Origin of the sequence: Halomonas sp. TA22 (assembly GCF_013009075.1) — a bacterium.
Taxonomy (GTDB): domain Bacteria; phylum Pseudomonadota; class Gammaproteobacteria; order Pseudomonadales; family Halomonadaceae; genus TA22.
Window position 1 is genome coordinate 185,591 of sequence record NZ_CP053108.1, and the last position, 18,857, is coordinate 204,447.

At 63.0% G+C, this 18,857-nt stretch carries 15 protein-coding genes; 10 read left to right on the forward strand and 5 right to left on the reverse strand.

Going from position 1 to position 18,857, the window contains the following annotated elements; all coding sequences use genetic code 11:
- Position 1 precedes the first annotated feature (1 nt).
- A complete protein-coding gene (locus HJD22_RS00890) occupies positions 2-853 on the reverse strand; it encodes an AraC family transcriptional regulator (RefSeq protein WP_248730041.1) in 852 nt (283 codons plus the stop codon).
- 283 nt (positions 854-1,136) lie between these two features.
- Between HJD22_RS00890 and HJD22_RS00895 the strand changes: the two genes are divergently transcribed.
- Positions 1,137-2,198 (forward strand): NAD(P)-dependent alcohol dehydrogenase, encoded by a 1,062-nt coding sequence (locus HJD22_RS00895; RefSeq protein WP_208654828.1) that lies wholly within the window; start codon positions 1,137-1,139, stop codon positions 2,196-2,198.
- 127 nt (positions 2,199-2,325) lie between these two features.
- On the opposite strand, the gene HJD22_RS00900 is transcribed toward HJD22_RS00895, so the two are convergent.
- Both HJD22_RS00900 and HJD22_RS00905 read right to left on the reverse strand, forming a co-directional pair.
- Positions 2,326-2,838 carry a ferritin-like domain-containing protein gene (locus HJD22_RS00900; protein ID WP_208654827.1) on the reverse strand — a complete coding sequence of 171 codons (513 nt, stop codon included), beginning with the start codon at positions 2,836-2,838 and terminating at the stop codon, positions 2,326-2,328.
- A gap of 49 nt (positions 2,839-2,887) precedes the next feature.
- A complete protein-coding gene (locus tag HJD22_RS00905; protein ID WP_208654826.1) occupies positions 2,888-3,712 on the reverse strand; it encodes a manganese catalase family protein in 825 nt (274 codons plus the stop codon).
- Between the two features lie 514 nt (positions 3,713-4,226).
- Here HJD22_RS00905 and thpD point away from each other — a divergent pair.
- The 3 genes from thpD (at position 4,227) to HJD22_RS00920 (ending at position 7,021) form a co-directional block, all read left to right on the forward strand.
- Complete coding sequence (gene thpD, locus HJD22_RS00910; protein WP_208654825.1) at positions 4,227-5,138, forward strand: ectoine hydroxylase; 912 nt, start codon at positions 4,227-4,229, stop codon at positions 5,136-5,138.
- Positions 5,139-5,284: 146 nt separating this feature from the next.
- On the forward strand, positions 5,285-6,160 hold the full coding sequence (locus HJD22_RS00915; protein ID WP_208654824.1) for a bifunctional nuclease domain-containing protein: 876 nt from the start codon (positions 5,285-5,287) through the stop codon (positions 6,158-6,160).
- A 117-nt stretch (positions 6,161-6,277) separates the two neighbouring features.
- Positions 6,278-7,021, forward strand: a complete 744-nt coding sequence (locus tag HJD22_RS00920) for a TSUP family transporter (protein WP_248730042.1) — start codon at positions 6,278-6,280, stop codon at positions 7,019-7,021.
- Positions 7,022-7,029: 8 nt separating this feature from the next.
- On the opposite strand, the gene HJD22_RS00925 is transcribed toward HJD22_RS00920, so the two are convergent.
- Positions 7,030-7,845 (reverse strand): acyl-CoA thioesterase II, encoded by an 816-nt coding sequence (locus HJD22_RS00925; protein WP_208654822.1) that lies wholly within the window; start codon positions 7,843-7,845, stop codon positions 7,030-7,032.
- Positions 7,846-7,926: 81 nt separating this feature from the next.
- Between HJD22_RS00925 and tadA the strand changes: the two genes are divergently transcribed.
- Positions 7,927-8,382 (forward strand): tRNA adenosine(34) deaminase TadA, encoded by a 456-nt coding sequence (gene tadA, locus HJD22_RS00930; protein WP_208654821.1) that lies wholly within the window; start codon positions 7,927-7,929, stop codon positions 8,380-8,382.
- Positions 8,383-8,402: 20 nt separating this feature from the next.
- Here the strand turns inward: tadA and mltF are convergent, their stop codons facing one another.
- Entirely contained in the window at positions 8,403-9,872 is a 1,470-nt protein-coding gene (gene mltF / locus HJD22_RS00935) for a membrane-bound lytic murein transglycosylase MltF (protein ID WP_208654820.1), read from the reverse strand.
- 168 nt (positions 9,873-10,040) lie between these two features.
- Between mltF and purL the strand changes: the two genes are divergently transcribed.
- From purL to rluB, 5 genes are all read left to right on the forward strand, one after another.
- The gene (gene purL, locus HJD22_RS00940; protein WP_208654819.1) at positions 10,041-13,994 is read left to right on the forward strand and encodes a phosphoribosylformylglycinamidine synthase; all 3,954 of its coding nucleotides are present in this window, start codon (positions 10,041-10,043) and stop codon (positions 13,992-13,994) included.
- A 310-nt stretch (positions 13,995-14,304) separates the two neighbouring features.
- Positions 14,305-16,140, forward strand: coding sequence for a DEAD/DEAH box helicase (locus HJD22_RS00945; protein ID WP_302051011.1), 1,836 nt, complete (start codon positions 14,305-14,307; stop codon positions 16,138-16,140).
- Between the two features lie 150 nt (positions 16,141-16,290).
- The gene (locus tag HJD22_RS00950; protein ID WP_208656805.1) at positions 16,291-17,181 is read left to right on the forward strand and encodes a ScpA family protein; all 891 of its coding nucleotides are present in this window, start codon (positions 16,291-16,293) and stop codon (positions 17,179-17,181) included.
- Complete coding sequence (gene scpB / locus HJD22_RS00955) at positions 17,174-17,992, forward strand: SMC-Scp complex subunit ScpB (protein ID WP_208654817.1); 819 nt, start codon at positions 17,174-17,176, stop codon at positions 17,990-17,992. Before HJD22_RS00950 ends, scpB begins: the two co-directional genes overlap by 8 nt.
- The gene (rluB, locus tag HJD22_RS00960; protein WP_208654816.1) at positions 17,989-18,852 is read left to right on the forward strand and encodes a 23S rRNA pseudouridine(2605) synthase RluB; all 864 of its coding nucleotides are present in this window, start codon (positions 17,989-17,991) and stop codon (positions 18,850-18,852) included. Before scpB ends, rluB begins: the two co-directional genes overlap by 4 nt.
- Positions 18,853-18,857: the final 5 nt, after the last annotated feature.

The window sequence follows — 18,857 nt, forward strand, 5'->3', positions numbered from 1 at the left end:
TTTAGCCGGTGCGCTCGGCAGTGGGTGCGAGGCCGAAATAGCGCTTGTAGTCGCGGCTGAACTGGGAGGCGCTCTGATACCCCACGGCAGTCGCGACGCCCGAGACATTGAGCGTCTGCCGGTTGAGCAGCAGACGCGCTCTGAGCAGGCGCAGCCGTTTCAGGTACTGCATCGGGGCCTGTTGCGTGGTGCGCTTGAAATGGTGATGAAAGTGCGAAGCGCTCATGTTGACCTGGCTGGCGAGCCGTTCCACCGAGATTGGCTGGGCATAATGCTGGTGCAGGTAGGCGAGCGCATCGGCGATCTGCGCATACTTTCCCGAAGTGTGAAGCAGTTGGCACAGTGAGTCGCCCTGGGGGCCGCGCAGCGCCTCGAACAGCACCTCTCGCACACGACCGCTGCCTAACGCCTCGCACAGCAGCGGATCGTGCAGGCACTCGAGTAGCCTCAGCACGTTATCGCCCATGGATTCGTTCATGGGCACCGCCGCCATCGGCGAGGGGGCCATCACCGGGTAACGCTCATCCCTTGCCAGCAACGGTCGGACCAGCTCATCCAGCATGAGCCGATCCAGACTCACTGAGATACCCAGCAACGGCTGTCGTTCGGCGGCGAAGGTTTCGCACTCGAAGGGCAGCGGCAGCGCCTGGATGAGATAGTTGCCGGGACCATAATGGATGACGCGCTCCTCCAGGTAACCGATCTTGTTGCCCTGGACGATGATCACCAGGCTCGGATCGTAGATCAGCGGCGTGCGCGGCTGGCTACAGTGCGATGCAATGATCTGCACGCCCGGTAGACGCGTTTCAGAGTAACCCTCCCGTTTCACCAGCGGTGCTATGAGTGACGCCATGGAGGCGCCATATCGGTCGTGTGCCGCGGCGGCGGCCTTAGGGTCGATCAGGGACATCCAGGGTCATCGCTATTCATGAGGTACATGGCCGAATAATAACATTGGGCATAAAATTGCCGATGTTAGGTAATTGCCAAGCACCATCTCATAGCTTTGAGCAAACATTGTACAGAATCGTGTATGGCCGCGAGGCGTGCATCGCGCCACACTATATTGGCTAATCGCCATGATATTGCCATGCGCGTTAGCGCCTTCGGCCTGTTTCACTTACAAGGAGACATTCATGCCTGAAGCAAAAGGATATGCTGCCCACTCCGCCACCACACCGCTGGCACCGTTTCGGTTTGAGCGCCGCACGCCGCGTCCGGACGATGTCGCCATTGAGATCCTCTATTGCGGGGTCTGCCATAGCGATCTGCATTTCGCCCAGGATGACTGGGGCATGAGCTCCTACCCGGTGGTGCCTGGCCACGAGATCGTGGGACGTGTCACCTCGGTAGGCGATGAGGTTAGCCAGTATAAGGTGGGTGATATCGTCGGCGTCGGTTGCATGGTCGACTCCTGTCGCCACTGTTCGGCGTGCAACGATGGTCTCGAGCAGTACTGTCTGGAGGGCTTCACCATGACCTATGGCAGCCCCGATCGGCATGATGGCAGCTTGACCCAGGGGGGCTACTCCGATGCGATCGTGGTCAGCGAACGCTTCGTGGTGCGCATGCCCGAGGGGATCGACCTCAAGTCAGCCGCACCGCTGCTGTGCGCGGGTATCACCACCTACTCGCCACTCAAGCACTTCGGCGTCACCAAGGGCCATAAGATCGGGGTGATCGGTATGGGTGGGCTTGGTCACATGGGCGTCAAGTTGGCCAAGGCGTTCGGTGCCGAGGTCACGCTGTTTACCCGCTCCGAGAGCAAGGTCGCCGAGGCCAAGCAGCAGGGCGCCGACCACGTGGTAGTCTCCACTGATGAGTCGCAGATGGCGGCGGTGGAGGCGACGTTCGACTTCATGCTCGACACCATACCGGTGCAGCACGACCTCAACCCATACCTGGCGGCACTCAAGCATGATGGCATACATATCCTGGTAGGCCTGCTCGAGCCGATCGATCCCGCTATCAGTGGTGCTGCGCTGATCTTCAAGCGCCGCGTACTGGCCGGCTCGTTGATCGGTGGCATGCCGGAAACCCAGGAGGTGCTCGATTTCTGCGCCGAGCATGGCATCACCTGTGATGTGGAGATGATCGGTATCGACGAGATTAACGAGGCCTATCAGCGCATGATCAAGGGCGATGTGCGTTACCGCTTCGTGATCGACATGGCCTCGCTAAAGGAGAACGCTGCCTAATCGAGATAAGCTCATTGACGCTGTATTAAGCACCTAATAGAACGAAAAGCCGCACGGTTACCGTGCGGCTTTGTAGGCCTTTGCCACCACTGCTTTGAGTCTTGCTCGCTGCAGGGGGGCATTACGCTCAACGCTTGGCGGGAACGTCGTCCTCGCTGGAGCGTGCCAGGAAAGCCTGAGTCACGGCAGGAAGGTTCTCTTCAAGCCACTGCGCCATGTTCTCCTCCTCCTTGAGGATCTCTTCGCAGACGCGTTTCACTTCAAGCTCACCACAGTACTCCGCTGCACTGATCAAGGCCTTGTAGTTAGCGATCTCGAAGTGCTCGAAGGAGAGGCTGGCAATGCCACCCTTGACCACTTCATCGGAGACGAACATACCGCCCATCGATTGGCCCATGGCGGCGAATTTGGCGCCTATGTCCTTGAAGGCGGAGGTGTCCATGTCGGCCTTGTCGATCACGCTCTCAAGCTTCTCGAGCTGGCCTTGGGTCTCCTGAATGTGCTTCTCGATACGAGACTGTAACTCAGGGTAGTGCTCTAGACGGCTCGCCTGGTCCCTGAGCATCTTGTCGGCTTGGACTTCCATGGCGTGCGCATCGCGCAACCAGTCACTGAGATGCTTGCGGCTGGACTCATTCATAATATTACCTCTCCTTGGTTAAAAACCGGTGCGGGGCTTCAAGCGACAATCAAATCTGCTCGCTCTGTGCACCTGAACCCGGTCGCGCCTTGCCAAGCGACGCGGGCTCGCCTTCCGGTTCGGGTTGCTGCTTGACGCTGAACTCGCCACGTCCATCCAGTGACGGACCCTGGGCCCAGCGTCCTTCCGGTGCTTGCTTGTCCATGAGTGTATTAAGATAGTAGTAAGAGTGCTGTGTTGCCTCATGCTCTTCCGGTGTGGAGTTGGGAATCGGCAAGGCTGCCTGGATACCGCCCAGCTCCTCGATCACTGCCAGCCACTGCTGCTGGTGATAGGTGTCGCGAGCGATCAGGAACGACAGGAAGTCCTTCATCCCCTTGTCATCGGTCCAATTGTAGAGACGCGAGGCCAGCACACGACCGCTCGATTCAGCGGCGACGTTGGCCAGCATGTCCGCCCCCACATTGCCGGTGGCATAGATATGGCTCATGTCGAAGGGTACGCCATTGGAGTTGACAGGCATGGCGGAGAGGCCCGAACTCAACAGATGGCGAGGGTTCATGCCACCCAGGATGGCGTGGACCACAGGGTCTTTGGCCGACTCCTCCTGGTAGGAAAGCGGGGCCCCCTCGAGATTGAGGGCCACGGCATGGGCAAGCATTTCGATATGCGCAAGCTCTTCCGTAGCCGTCGACATCAACATGTCGCGGATCCGGTCATCGCCACGCGCGCCCATGGCCTGGAAGAAATACTGCATCGCGACGCGAATTTCTCCCTCCACGCCACCAATGGCTTGCTGAAGCAGCATGGCGAATTGCGGATCGGGCTTGTCGACTTTAACCGGGTACTGAAGATTGGACGAATGATGGAACATGGCTCTCTTCCTTGATGTTGGTTACATTAAGCTAGACATTCATATGCACTAACCTTTTAGTGCGTTTCTCAGGCGTTGTTTACGGACGTTACTACTACTTCACTTATGGCTATTGCCCATCTATAGCAACTTTTCTTCCCAGCAAATTGAAATAGAAAGGAAATTTCCCCAAGTTGAGTTTGGGAGGTTAGAAAAACCAACTCATGTTAATTAACGTCTTGCTTCCTAGCCAATCGGTTATCGAGATGATTCCTGATTCAGGCTAGCAGTTAAGCAAAATATTATTACTGCCATTTGTGTTTTTTCGTAAATTAGTTTGGCTCCTAACATTGTGCTTCTTTCAACGTAGTCCACTTTCCTGATATAGGCCAAAGGATTGCCGCCCGATGGCAGGCTGGCGGCACATTGACTTGCATCGTTGCTATCGAATTTATTGCGCGTTACGGTCTTGTACCGTTCGTAGGACGCTATAGCGCAATCGAATGTCACATGCAGACTAATGGAGGAGTTTGCCATGCAGGACAAACAGGACCTGTTTCCAACACGCCTGGAGCGCAAGTTGGACATGTTCAAGCGTATCGACCCTGTGGTGCATAGTGAGGGAGCGCAGCGGAGCGCTGGGCCGTTGAGCACTGCAGAGATCGATGAGTTCGAGCGCAAGGGCTTTCTCTCGTTCGAGAGTTTCTTCGACAGAGAAGAGATGGAAGCCTTTATTCAGGAGCTTCGCGATTACGAGGAGGATGAGGATCTCAAGCTTTCCGAAGGCACGGTGCTGGAGCCGGGTCGCCAGGAGATCCGCTCGATCTTCGGCATTCATGAGATATCCGAGCGCTTCAGCCGCCTGACCCGTGACCCGCGCCTGCTGGCGATGGTGCAGCAGCTGCTGGGTGGCGATATCTATATCCATCAATCGCGCATCAACTATAAACCCGGCTTCAAGGGCAAGGGCTTCGACTGGCATTCGGATTTCGAGACCTGGCACAGTGAGGATGGCATGCCGCGCATGCGCTCGCTGAGCTGCTCGATCATCTTGACCGACAACGGCGAGTTCAATGGCCCGCTGATGTTGATTCCCGGCTCGCACAACTACTTCATCCCTTGTGTAGGGCGCACTCCTCAGGATAACTACAAGGAGTCGCTCAAGAGCCAGGAGGTGGGAGTGCCCGACGAGGCCAGCCTGCGCAAGCTGATGCTCGAAGGCGACATCGAGGCGCCCAAGGGACCGGCAGGTTCGCTGGTGATGTTCGAGTGCAACACCATGCATGGCTCCAACATCAACATGTCCTGCTGGCCGCGAAGCAACCTGTTCTTCGTCTACAACAGTGTCGAAAACACGCTTCATGATCCCTATTGCGGCAACAAGCCACGTCCCGATTTTCTGGCCAATCGCAAGGACTGGAGCCCGCTCAGAGCAGTTGATGAATGATCCTTCACGCCGGCCGACATGTCGCCGATCCCATAAGGCACCCAAGCGGTGCCTTATTTCATTTGTCTCTGCCGAGCGGCCGAGGCGACTGGCCGGTTGACGCTATCGATGCCATCCTGAGATATCACTTCAGCAGGAGACGGCTCATGTTGCCATCACTCGCTACGCGCGCCTCTGCCTGGCTCATCGGCCTGCTGCTCCTCGGCGTTCTTGAGGGGGCAATCGGGCGTGAGCTTGCCGTCGATGTCGAGGAGATGGTGGAGGTCGAGGTGGCGACCATCGGCATGGAGCGCCATACCGGACTTCCGGTAGTACTGCTGCGCGAGCCCGGCGCCAACGAGGTGATCACCATCTTCGTCGGTGCCGCCGAGGCCGAAGCGATCCTGCGCAGCCTGCATGGCGTTCGCCCGCGTCGCCCCTTGACCCACGACCTGCTCAGCAGTGTCCTCGAAGGCACTGAGATGCGCCTGGAGCGCGTCTATGTCGATGCGCTCGAGGCCAATACCTTTCTGGGCATGCTGGAGCTGCGCATTGCCGGGCGTGACGCGCCGGTACGCATCGACAGTCGCCCCAGCGATGCCATCGCACTGGCCCTGCAGGCGGGCGCCAGCGTGCATGTGGCGCCACAGGTCATGGCTGCCGCCCAACATATCGAGTTCGAAGGGCTAGACGATCAGGTGCTGACCGCGCTGGGCATCACCGTGGCTCCTGTCACCGAGGATCTGCGCGATGCACTGCAACTGCCCGACCGCGAGGGCGTACTGATCACCGATGTCAGCGGGCCTGCCGAGCAGGCCGGGATGCAGCCCGGCGCCCTATTGCTGGAGGTGAACGAGCGCACCCCTCTTACGCCGATGCAGTTCCTCGAGTCCGTTCGCGCCACGCCGAGAGGCGAGAAGGCGCGACTACGCTACTGGCAGCAAGGCGGTGAGCAGCAGCTCGAGCTGCCCACCGATGTGCCCGCGCCTCGCCAGCGTCGCCCCGTTCAAGAACCGCCCGCCAGCCGGGATGAGATGGTATAGCCCCCTGCATTGGTGAGCCCCACCGAGTCGTGACGTGCGCAAGCAAAGAGAGTGAGCCTACTCATGGTAAACTCCCCTCTTTGTTTGCCTGGTAGCGCGTGTACCCTAAGGACTCCCGTGACGCTTTTGTCGAGTATTGCCTTCATCGTAGTGGTATTTCTGACCTCGGCGCTGTCGGGGATATTTGGCATGGCAGGCGGGCTGGTGCTGTTGTGGTTCCTGCTGGTGCTATTTCCCGCGGCCACGGCGATGGCCGTGCACGGGGTCATTCAGCTCACCGCCAACGCCTCGCGGGCCTGGCTGTCGCGGCGCTTCATCGTGTGGCGCATCGTGATGATCATGACCAGTGGCGTGCTGCTCGCCGCGCTTGCGCTGTTGATGGTCAACTACACGCCCAATGCGGCCATCGTCTCGCTGCTGATCGGCCTGATGCCGATTCTGGTGTGGATGCCCAAGCAGTGGTTTCAGCTCGATGCCGCCAAGACCAGTCACGCGCTGGGCTGCGGCATCGTTGCCGGCGGACTGACGATCGCCGCTGGCGTATCGGGGCCGCTGATCGATATCTTCTTCATCCGAACGCGCATGGATCGACGGCAGGTGGTGGCCACCAAGGCGATGATCCAGGTGATCTCGCACTCGATCAAGATTCTCTTCTATCTCGGCTCGGCACTGGCGCTGAGTGCCGGCCAGTGGTCGATCATCCTGCTGGCGGCACCCTTCGCGATCTTCGGCACCCACACCGGCAATCGCATCCTGCAGCGCCTGACCGATGCCAACTTCCGGACCTGGACGCGCTGGATCGTCACCGCCATCGGTACCTTCTATATGGTGCAGGGCATCATTCTGGTGATGGCGGCATAGGCTGGCGCTCAGTTGCGCATCCGGGTCAACCCCTCCTGAGCGCTCGAGGCGACCAGGCGACCTTGTCGGTCGTAGATGCTGCCGCGGGCGAAGCCGCGTGAGCCGCCAGCCCAGGGGCTATCCATGTCGTAGAGCAGCCAGTCATCGATCCTGGCATCCTGGTGGAACCACAGGGCATGATCGAGGCTTGCGATCTGCAGCCTGGGGTGGCCGAACTGAATGCCGTGGGGCACCAGGCTTGTGGTGAGCAGGTTGAAATCGGAACTGTAGGCGAGCAGGTGGCGGTGTAGCGCCGGGTCGTCGGGCAGGTCACCGGCGAGGCGGAACCACAGCTGCTTGCGCGGCGGCCGTCGGCCGTCGCCCTTGTCGTCGTCGAGATAGAGAAATTCGATGGAGTGCCCCTCGAAGCTCGACACTTTGGCACCATCGGCGATCAGGCGGTCGGGGTCCTGCAGCTCGGGCATCTCGAGCTGATGATGAAAGCCCTCCTCCGTACCGTGGAAAGAAGCACTGCAGAAGAAGATCGGCTTGCCCTTCTGGATGGCCGTGACCCGGCGGGTGGTGAAGCTGCCGCCGTCACGCACCGCGTCGACCTGATAGAGCACCGGCAATTTCGGGTCGCCGGGGCGCAGGAAGTAGCCATGCAGCGAGTGGGCATGACGCTCGGCGCCAATCGTCTGGGTCGCCGCCGACAGGGCCTGGCCAAGCACCTGGCCGCCGAACAGCTGGGGGAAGCCCAGGTCCTGGCTATGGCCACGAAACAGGTTTTCCTCGATCATCTCCAGGCCCAGCAGGGCCACCAGGTCATTCAGGGCGTGTGCCATTGGGACTCCTTGATACGGCCGGTCGGGGCGCCGGCATCATACGCTTGTTTAATTTCACCAGCATACCGGAGAGGGGCGCCGATGCGCAGCGATGAATTCTACATGCACCGAGCTCTCGATCAGGCGAGGCTGGGGCTGGCGGCTGGGGAGGTGCCGGTGGGCGCGGTGGTGGTGGATGGCGCAGGCGAGATACTGGGGGCGGGATACAACGCGCCGGTGGCATGTCACGACCCTTGCGCGCATGCCGAAGTCCAGGCGCTGCGCGTCGCCGCGAATGCCCTTGGCAACTACCGCCTGGAGGGCTGCACGCTCTATGTCACCCTTGAGCCCTGCCTGATGTGCACCGGCGCGATCATCCATGCGCGTCTCGCGCGTCTCGTCTATGGTGCCGCCGAACCCAAGACCGGCATGGCCGAGTCTCGGGCCAACCTCTTCGCTCAGCCATGGCACAACCATCAGGTGCAGGTGGAGGGGGGGCTGCTGGCCAGCCAGGCACGCCGCCTGCTACGAGACTTCTTCGTGGCGCGGCGCGAGTGACCTTGGGTATGCCCCTCCAGCTAGAGGACCGGCGGCACGGTATCGAAGAGCTCACTGTCGTCGTCGGCATCGGGCATACGCTGATTCAACTGGTGAAACTGCTGCTGGCTGCGATCCACGTAATTGAGGATCTCGTAGTAGCGGCGGATGTTGCGCACGTAGATGACCGGCTCGCCGCCCCGCGCGTAACCATGACGCGTCTGGCTGTACCACTCACGATTCTGCAATAGCGGCAGCGCCTCGCGCACGTCGGCCCAGACATAAGGATCGCCACCGCGCATCTCGGCGATGCGCTGGGCATCGTAGAGATGCCCAAGGCCGACATTGTAAGCCGCAAGCGCCATCCACAGGCGATCCGGTCCCTGGATCTCCTCCTGCAGGCGTTCCTTCATCTGGCGCAGGTAGCGGGCGCCGCCATCGATGCTCTGCTTGGGATCGAGACGGTTGGCGACGCCCAGCTCGCTGGCGGTAGGCAGGGTCAGCATCATCAGGCCGCGTACGCCGGTCGGGGAGGTGGCTTGCGGGTCCCAGTGCGACTCCTGGTAGCCAAGCGCCGCTAGCAGCTTCCAGTCGAAGCCGGTCTCCCGGGCGGCGGCACGGAACAGCTCGGTATACTCCGGCAGCTTCTCGCGGATATGGTGGATGAAGATGCGTGCCCCGACATACTCCAGGTAGTCGTCGTGGCCGAAGTAGCTGTCGATCAGTTCGGCGAGAGTGCCGTTGCGCTGCAGCTCGAGCAGGAAGCGGTTGGCCTCCTCAAGCACGCCGAGCCCTTGGCGGGCGGGAAACGCCCAGGCCATTGAGAGCGGTTCACCCAGCGGGAAGCCGTTCTCCACCTCGGGATAGAAGAGGCGGTTGAGCTTGAACTGATGGGCATAGATCACCGCGGCATCGAGGTTGCCGTTCTCGACGCGCTGCAGGAGATCGGCGACCTCCAGCTCGGCCGCCTCCTTCCAGGAGAGAGAGGGCATTTCGCGCTGCAGCTCGCGCAGAATCAGGCTGGTGCCTGAGCCACTGATCACCCCAATGCTGAGACCGAGCAGGTCTTGCGGTTGCCGTACTGGCGGCAGACCGCGGCGATAGACCAGCAGCGGCTGCAGCGTCAGGATCGGACGGCTGAAGTTGATGCCCGGCAGGCTGGGGTCGAGTGGCAGCGCAGCCGCCCCCAGATCCCCTTCACCACGGCGTACCGCGTCCAGTACTCCTTCGATGTTGTGGTTGGCATCCATCGACAGACTCACGCCGAGATGTTCGGCGAAGCGCAGCATCAGATCGTACTCGAACCCGGTGGGGCCATGGCGCCCTTCATAGTAGGTGGTGGGCGTATTGCGGGTATAGACGGCGAGGAAGTCGCGGGTCCGTATCTCCTCTAGCGGCTGGCTGTCATGTGTAGCGACAGGGGGCGTCAACAAAAACAGCGCTACGCCGAGGCACGTCGAGACAACCTGCCGAGGGTGGCGGTGCAGAAAATGAATTAACGCTTTGAACATGTAAGTAACACATGGCAACGGAGCGACACACCATAACGGTCGCGCCACATACTGTCACCTTGCCAATGTTCGCCCTTACGTTTCGCGTGATCGCCGCTTTCCAGTATCATATGCGCTCACCGCCGCAGGCCGCGGCCCTCATTTCGCTCTCTTCAGAGGCTCTCGACCATGCTCGAATTGCGAGGTGCGCCCGCTCTCTCCGACTTCCGCCATGCCAAGTTGCTGGCCGGCCTGCGCGCCCATGTGCCCGTGGTCGAGGCACTGCATGCCCACTATGTGCACTTCGTCGATCATGACGGTGATCTCGGCGACGAGGAGCGTGCCGTGCTGGCGCGGTTGCTGGAGTATGGCGCCCATGTCGACGATCGCACATCCACCCCGGAAGGGCATCTGTTTCTGGTGGTGCCGCGCATCGGTACTCAGTCGCCCTGGTCATCTAAGGCCACCGATATCGCGCGCAACTGCGGACTTTCGCGCATTCGTCGCATCGAGCGTGGCACCGCCTACCGGATCAAGCTCTCGAGTGAACTCTCCGAAGAGACGTTCAATGCCATCGTGGCGCTGCTGCATGACCGCATGACCGAGATGGTGCTGGCCAATGCCTCGGACGCCAGCCGCCTGTTCGCGCACCATGAGCCAGCGCCGCTGGGACAGATCGATGTGCTGGAGGGGGGGCGCGAGGCGCTGGTCAGGGCCAACCGCGAACTGGGGCTGGCACTCGCCGAGGACGAGATCGACTACCTGCTCAAGGCCTTTCAGGGGCTTGCGCGAAACCCCTCGGATGTCGAGCTGATGATGTTCGCCCAAGCCAACTCCGAGCACTGCCGCCACAAGATCTTCAACGCCGACTGGCTGGTCGACGGCGAGGCCCAGCCGCACTCGCTGTTCAAGATGATCAAGAACACCTACGCCCAATCCCCGCAGGGCATACTCTCGGCCTACAGCGACAATGCGGCGGTCATCGAGGGCACGACCGCCGGGCGCTTCTTCGCCCAGCCGTTGACTGGGGCCGAGGGCGAGCGCGCCGTCTACGCCACCCATCACGAGCCGATCCATATCCTGATGAAGGTGGAGACCCACAACCACCCCACTGCAATCGCCCCGGATCCCGGTGCGGCCACCGGGGCGGGTGGCGAGATTCGCGACGAGGGTGCTACCGGTATCGGCGGCAAGCCCAAGGCGGGGCTGACCGGCTTCACCGTCTCCAACCTGCGTATCCCTGAGTTCGTACAGCCGTGGGAAGCCTTCGACTATGGCAAGCCGGAGCGCATCCAGTCGGCCCTGGCGATCATGCTCGAGGCCCCGATCGGCGGGGCGGCCTTCAACAACGAGTTTGGTCGACCCAACCTCACCGGTTTCTTCCGCACCTACGAGCAGGATGCAGTGGGCGCCGGCGGCATCGAGCGGCGCGGTTATCACAAGCCGATCATGCTGGCCGGCGGCTACGGCAACATCCGCGAAGGCCACGTGCAGAAGGGCGAGATTCCGGTCGGCGGCAAGCTGATCGTGATGGGCGGCCCGGCGATGCTGATCGGCCTGGGTGGCGGGGCGGCGTCGAGCATGGCCTCCGGCACCTCGAGCGCCGATCTCGACTTCGCCTCGGTACAGCGCGGCAATGCCGAGATCGAGCGGCGCGCCCAGGAGGTGATCGACCGCTGCTGGGCGCTGGGCGAGAACAACCCGATCCGCTTCATTCACGACGTGGGCGCCGGCGGGCTCTCCAATGCCCTGCCCGAACTGGTCAAGGATGGCGGTCGCGGCGGGGCCTTCGAACTGCGCGCCGTACCCAACGCCGAGCCGGGCATGAGCCCGCTTGAGATCTGGTGCAACGAGGCTCAGGAGCGTTACGTGCTGGCGGTGGCGCCCGAGGATCTCGACACTTTTGACGCTCTGTGTGCCCGTGAGCGCTGCCCCTATGCGGTGGTTGGCGAGGCACTCGATGCCCACCATCTCGAGGTGCGCGACGGCCACTTCGAGGCTCGGTCCATCACCACCAAGCCGGTCGATCTGCCGATGAGCGTACTGTTCGGCAAGCCGCCGAAGATGCAGCGTGAATTTACGCGCGAGACCCGCGAGTTGTCTGGCGTTGCGCTCGACAACCTCGACCTGCGCGAAGCGCTGGATCGGGTACTGCGCTTGCCTGCGGTGGCCTCCAAGAGCTTCCTGATCACCATCGGTGATCGCTCGATCACCGGCATGGTGGCCCGCGATCAGATGGTTGGCCCCTGGCAGGTGCCAGTGGCCGATGTCGCCGTGACCACGGCGAGCTTTGACACCCACGCCGGCGAAGCGATGGCGATCGGCGAGCGTCCGCCGGTGGCCCTGATCGACCCCGCCGCCAGCGCTCGTCTGGCGGTGGCCGAGGCGATCACCAATCTGGCCGCCGCCCCCATCGACAAGATCGGAGATATCAAGCTCTCCGCCAACTGGATGAGTGCCGCCGACCACGTCGGTGAAAACCAGGCGCTGTACGATGCCGTCTACGCCGTGGGCATGGAGCTGTGCCCGGCGCTGGGCATCGCCATTCCGGTGGGCAAGGACTCGATGTCGATGCGCACCGCCTGGCAGGAGGAAAACGCGAAGGGCGAGATCGAGGAGAAGAGCATCACCGCGCCGCTGTCGCTCACGGTCACTGCCTTTGCACCGGTCACCGACGCGCTCAGGACACTGACACCGCAGATCAACCTGGAGCAGGACGAGAGCGACCTGATCTTGATCGACCTGGGCGGTGGCAAGAACCGCCTGGGCGGCTCTGCGCTGGCCCAAGTCTATGGCCAGGTCGGCAACGACTGCCCCGACCTCGACGATGCCGAGGATCTCAAGGCGTTCTTCGAGGTGATCCAGGGGCTCAACCGTGACGGCAAGCTGCTTGCCTACCACGACCGCAGCGACGGCGGGCTGATGATCACGCTGCTGGAGATGGCGTTTGCCGCCCATGCCGGGCTCGAGATCAAGCTCGACTGGCTGGTCGACGAGGCCTATCAGGCGGTCGATGCGCTGTTCGCCGAGGAGCTGGGCGCGGTGATTCAGGTGAATCGCGCCGATACTGAATTCGTGCTGGCACAGTTCGCCGCCGCCGGGATCGATACCTGTGGCGTGATCGCCCGGCCACGCTACGACGACCAAGTGCGGGTGACGCTGTTCGAGGAGCCGCTGCTCGAGACCACCCGGCTGCTGACCCAGCGCAGCTGGGCCGAGACCAGCTATCGCCTGCAGGCGATGCGCGACAACTCCGAGTGCGCCAAGAGCGAGTTCGACGACCTGCTCGACGGCCGTGACCCGGGGCTCTCGGCGCAACCGACCTTCGATGTCGATGAGAATATCGCCGCGCCCTATCTCAACGTGACGCGCCCGGCCGTAGCGATCCTGCGCGAGCAGGGCGTCAACGGCCATCTGGAGATGGCAGCCGGCTTCGACCGCGCCGGCTTCGAGGCCGTCGACGTGCACATGAGCGACATCCTGGCCGGGCGCGTCTCTCTCGATCAATTCAAGGGCATGGTGGCCTGTGGCGGCTTCTCCTACGGCGATGTGCTGGGGGCCGGCGGTGGCTGGGCCAAGTCGGTGCTGTTCAATGCCATGGCCCGCGAGCAGTTCGAAGCGTTCTTCGCCCGTGACGACAGCTTTGCGCTTGGCGTATGCAATGGCTGCCAGATGTTCTCGCAGCTCAGGGAGCTGATCCCCGGCACCGAAAACTGGCCGCGCTTCGTGCGCAACGAATCCGAGCAGTTCGAGGCGCGCGTGTCGATGGTCCAGGTCGAGAAGAGCCCCTCGATTTTGCTGGCCGGCATGGAGGGCTCACGCCTGCCGATTGCCGTGGCCCATGGCGAGGGGCGTGCCGAGTTTCGCGACAGCGCCCACCTGCGTGCCATGCAGGGCAGCGAGCAGATCGCGCTGCGCTATATCGACAACTACGGTCAGGTCACCAGCCGCTATCCGGCCAACCCCAACGGCTCGCCGTCGGGGATCACCGGACTGACCACGCCGGATGGGCGCGTCACCATCATGATGCCGCACCCCGAGCGGGTGGCGCGAGCGGTGAACAACTCCTGGCGTCCCGCCGAGTGGACCGGCGATGGCGCCTGGACGCGGCTGTTCCGCAATGCCCGGGTCTGGCTGGGCTGATAGTGGCGCGTAGCTGAGAAAGCGGCCTGCGGGCCGCTTTTTTTATTGGCTCCCTTATGGAATTAAACGACCGTTTTTAATTGCTCGGCTGACGGGCCACACTCCTGGCAATGGCAGCGGATGAGAGTTGGCCACCAACAAGGAGAGGAGCATGCACGAGAGCCTTCACGAGCGCGTCACGCTGAGCGTCGAAGCACATGTGCCGAGGTGCGCCTGGCGCGCCACAATGGCCTCGATCATGGGTGAAGCGGCGCGCTGGCGGCGTTAAGATGGCGCCTTCCCTAGCTTGCGTTGCCATCCGATGTCCGCCGTGCCTCCCTCGTCAGCCTCCGCTCCCTTGACGCCTCATGCTGCGCCAGCCCCTGCGCTGCGCCCCTATCAGCAGCACGCAGTGGCACGGGTGGTCGAGCACTTCCGGGGTTCCGATGAAGCCGCCGTGGTGGTACTGCCCACCGGTAGCGGCAAGTCGCTGGTAATCGCCGAGCTGGCGCGGCTGGCTCGCGGGCGCGTGCTGGTGCTCGCCCACGTCCGCGAGCTGGTCGAGCAGAACCACGCCAAGTACCAGGCCTATGGGCTCGAGGCGGATATCTTCAGCGCGGGGCTTGGGCGCAAGGAGGCGGCGCGCCAGGTGGTATTCGGCTCGGTACAGTCGGTGGTTAGGAATCTCGCGCGCTTCGGCGACAACAGCTTCACGCTGCTGGTGATCGACGAGTGCCATCGGGTCTCGCTCGAGAAGGAGTCGAGCTATCGGCAGGTGATCGACCATCTACGCCGGCAGAATCCGCGCCTCAAGGTGCTCGGGCTGACCGCCACGCCGTTTCGCCTGGGCCAGGGATTCATCTACCATCGCCACTATCACGGCATGGTCCGGGGCGACGCCGAGAGCCTGTTTGCCGATTGTGTCTTCGAGCAGCCGCTGCGGCTGATGGTCAAACAGGGCTATCTGGCCGAGCCGAAACGCATCGACGCGGCGGTCGAACGTTACGACTTCTCGCATCTCGTTCCCTCGACCGCGGGGGTGTTCCGTGAGGAGGAGCTCAACCGCGTGGTCGCCGGTCATCGCGCCACGCCGGGGATCATCGCCGAGGTGGTCGTGCGCGCCCGCGAGCGCCACGGGGTGATGATCTTCGCAGCCACGGTGGCGCATGCCGAGGAGATTCTCGGCTACCTGCCGGCTGGCGAGGCGGCGCTGATCACCGGTACGACACCCTCCCGTGAGCGCGAGGCGCTGATCGATGCCTTCAAGGCGCAGCGGCTCAAGTACCTGGTCAACGTGGCGGTCCTCACCACCGGCTTCGATGCGCCGCATGTCGATCTGATCGCGATCCTGCGCCCCACCGAATCGGTGGGGCTCTATCAGCAGATCGTCGGTCGTGGGCTGCGTCTGGCTCCGGGCAAGCGCGACTGCCTGATCCTCGACTATGCCGGCAACCCCTGGGATCTCTATGCGCCGGAGGTCGGCACGCCCAAGCCAGATTCGGATGCCGAGCCGGTACAGGTCGAGTGCCCCGCCTGCGGCCACGCCAACCTGTTCTGGGGCAAGCGCGATGGCGACATCGTCATCGAGCACTTCGGTCGCCGCTGCCAGGGGCTCGTTGAACGCGCCCGACCCTGCGCGACAGGCACAGGGGCAACATCGACAATGCCTGCGATGGAGCAGTGCTCCTTTCGCTTTCGTTTCAAGGTATGCGGTGAGTGCGGGGCCGAGAACGATATCGCCGCGCGTAGCTGTCACGGCTGCCAGGCGCGGCTGGTCGACCCCGACGACAAGCTCAAGGAGGCGCTACGCCTCAAGGATGCCCGGGTATTGCGCGTCAGCGGGATGCAGCTCGAGGCGACCGTCAATGGCCGGGGACTCGAGCGCCTCAAGGTCACCTACCACGACGAGGATGGCGCCACGCTGTCTGAGTGGTTCGCCCTGGAGACGCCGGCCCAGCGCGGCGCCTTCGCGGCGGTGTTCCTGCGTGATCATCTGCGCGCGTCGGGCAGCCGGTGGTCGCCCACCACTCCCGACGAGGTGATCTCGCAACAGCATCGCCTGCGCGCGCCGGATTTCGTGATCGGTCGCAAGCTGGGGCGCCATTGGCAGGTGCGCGAAAAACTGTTCGATTATGTGGGTCGCTATCGCAAGGCCACCAGCGCGTGATGGGGCCTGTCGAGGGAGTGCCGACAGCGCCGGCTTACCTCGCAAGGAGTGTCTTGCTAGACTGTACGATCGATCTTTCCCGTTTCAGTCCCATCGGCTCAGGAGGCCGGGCCACGCGTGAGCGATACGCCAACGACCGCCGCCAGTGAAATGCCCGCCGCCGTGCAGGGCGAGCTATTCGCGCGCCTGTTCGATGAGCCGATCCTTGCCGCCCCGGAAGATCTCTACATTCCCCCGGAGGCGTTGCGGGTCTTTCTGGAAACCTTCGAGGGGCCGCTTGACCTGCTGCTCTACCTGATCCGGCGTCAGAACCTGGATATCCTCTCCATCGACGTGGCGGCGATCACGCATCAGTACATCGAGTACGTGGAGCTGATGAAGGCGATGGAGATCGACCTGGCCGGCGAGTATCTGCTGATGGCCGCCATGCTCGCCGAGATCAAGTCGCGCACGCTGCTGCCGCGGCCGCCCAAGGGCGACGAAGAGGACGGCGAGCACGACCCCCGTGCCGAGTTGATCCGCCGCCTGCAGGAGTATGAGCGGCTGAAGCTGGCGGCCGAGGCGCTGGGCGAGGTGCCGCGACTGGGGCGCGACTGGTTCCCGGCCCAGGCTGGCCTGCCGCCGCTCGAGACACGGGTGGTGCATCCCGAGGTGGGGCTCGATGAGCTGCTCGGTGCCCTGGCGGGCATCCTGCGGCGCGCCGAACTGACCCAGTCGCACCAGGTCAGCCGCGAGGTGCTCTCGACACGTGAGCGCATGCTGGCGATCATGGCGCGCCTCGGCCACGAACAGTACACCCCCTTCGAGGCGCTGTTCACCCTGGAGGAGGGGCGAGCCGGTGTGATCGTGACCTTCATGGCAATCCTTGAGCTGGCCAAGGAGGCGATGATCGAGATCGTACAGAATGCGCCGCTCTCGCCGATACACCTGCGTGCCCGGTTGCCTGGCGAGCGCGAGTTGGCCGAGGTCGAGCACGAGGAGGACGAGGCGGGCGAGAGCCCGTTTGCCGACGAGACGGTGAGCGAGATTCCGCATGAGTGAGCGTACGGGCACCCATCTGCTGGAGGAGATTCTCGAGGCGGCCCTGCTGGCGGCGGGCGAACCGCTCTCGCTGGAGCGCCTGGAAGGACTGTTCGATGAGCATGAGCGCCCGCCGAGGCGCGAGCTGCGCACGGCGCTGATACGCCTTGGCGAGTGCCGGGAGCAGGGGGCGCTGGAGCTGATCGAGACCGCTTCAGGGTACCAGCTGCGTATCCGCGCTCGTCTGTCGCCCTGGGTGTCGCGGTTATGGGACGAGCGTCCGCAACGCTACTCCCGCGCGCTGCTGGAGACACTGGCGCTGATCGCTTATCGGCAACCGGTGACGCGTGGCGATATCGAGGAGGTGCGCGGGGTCGCGGTGAGCGCCTCGATCATGCGCACCCTGGTGGAACGTGGCTGGATTCGCGTGGTCGGACAGCGTGACGTTCCCGGGCGGCCTTCGGTCTACGCCACCACGCGTCAGTTTCTCGACGACTTCGGCCTCAAGACGCTGGATGGTCTGCCGCCGATGCATGAACTCAAGGCATTCGACGCCGCCTATGCCACACTGGAGGATAGCGTGGCACCGCGCGGACAGGACACCGAGAAGCGCAACGACACATTGAGCGCCACCTCTTGCGCAGCGCAGGCCGATAGCGAGGCCAGCGGCAGGGAGGTGCAATCTTCACACGCCGAGATGGCGTCACCTCGGCCGGGACTGAGCTTCGCTGACCTGGAAGCCCGCCTGGCCGAACGCGCCCGCGAGAGCGTCGCCGATGACGGACGCGCGGACGCGGCAACCTCAACAGACGAGATGTCAGACGAATCATGAGCACCACTACCACCAGCGAAAAGCTTCAGAAGGTTCTTGCCCGCGCCGGGCTGGGCTCGCGCCGCGAGATGGAGACCGCCATTGCCGGCGGACGTGTCAAAGTCAACGGCAAGGTCGCCACGCTTGGCGATCGCATCGAGACTCGCGACAAGGTGACCTTCGACGACCGCCCGGTGACCCTGCGCGGTGCCGAAGAGAGTCCCCGGCGAGTGATCATGTACAACAAGCCGGAGGGCGAGCTGTGCACCCGCAAGGACCCGGAGGGGCGACGTACCGTCTTCGAGCGCCTGCCGCGGCTCAAGGGTGAGCGCTGGATCGCCATCGGCCGCCTCGACATCAACACCAGCGGTCTGCTGCTGTTCACCACCGACGGTGAGCTGGCCAATCGCCTGATGCACCCCTCCACCGAGATCGAGCGTGAATACGCCGTGCGCGTGATGGGAGAGGTGACGAAGGCGCAGGTGGTGGCGATGGTCGAAGGCGTCATGCTCGAGGATGGCCCTGCGCGCTTTACCGATGTGCAGGAGTTCGGCGGCGAAGGCATCAACACCTGGTTCCATGTGGTGATCATGGAGGGGCGCAACCGCGAGGTACGCCGACTATGGGAGTCCCAGGGGCTGACGGTGAGCCGCCTCAAGCGCGTGCGCTATGGCAACATCTTTCTCGACAAGCGGGCCAAGGCCGGCGAATGGACCGAGCTCACCCAGGATGAGATCGACGATCTCTCCACGCTTGCCGGACTGGCGCCGCGCAAGGTGCCGGAGCTGACGCCGGACGAGAAGAATCGCTGGAGCCGCGACAAGAACAAGCGTCGTCCGGTCCAGGCGATGCGCAAGCCGCGCTCGACACGCCCACGCTGAAAAAA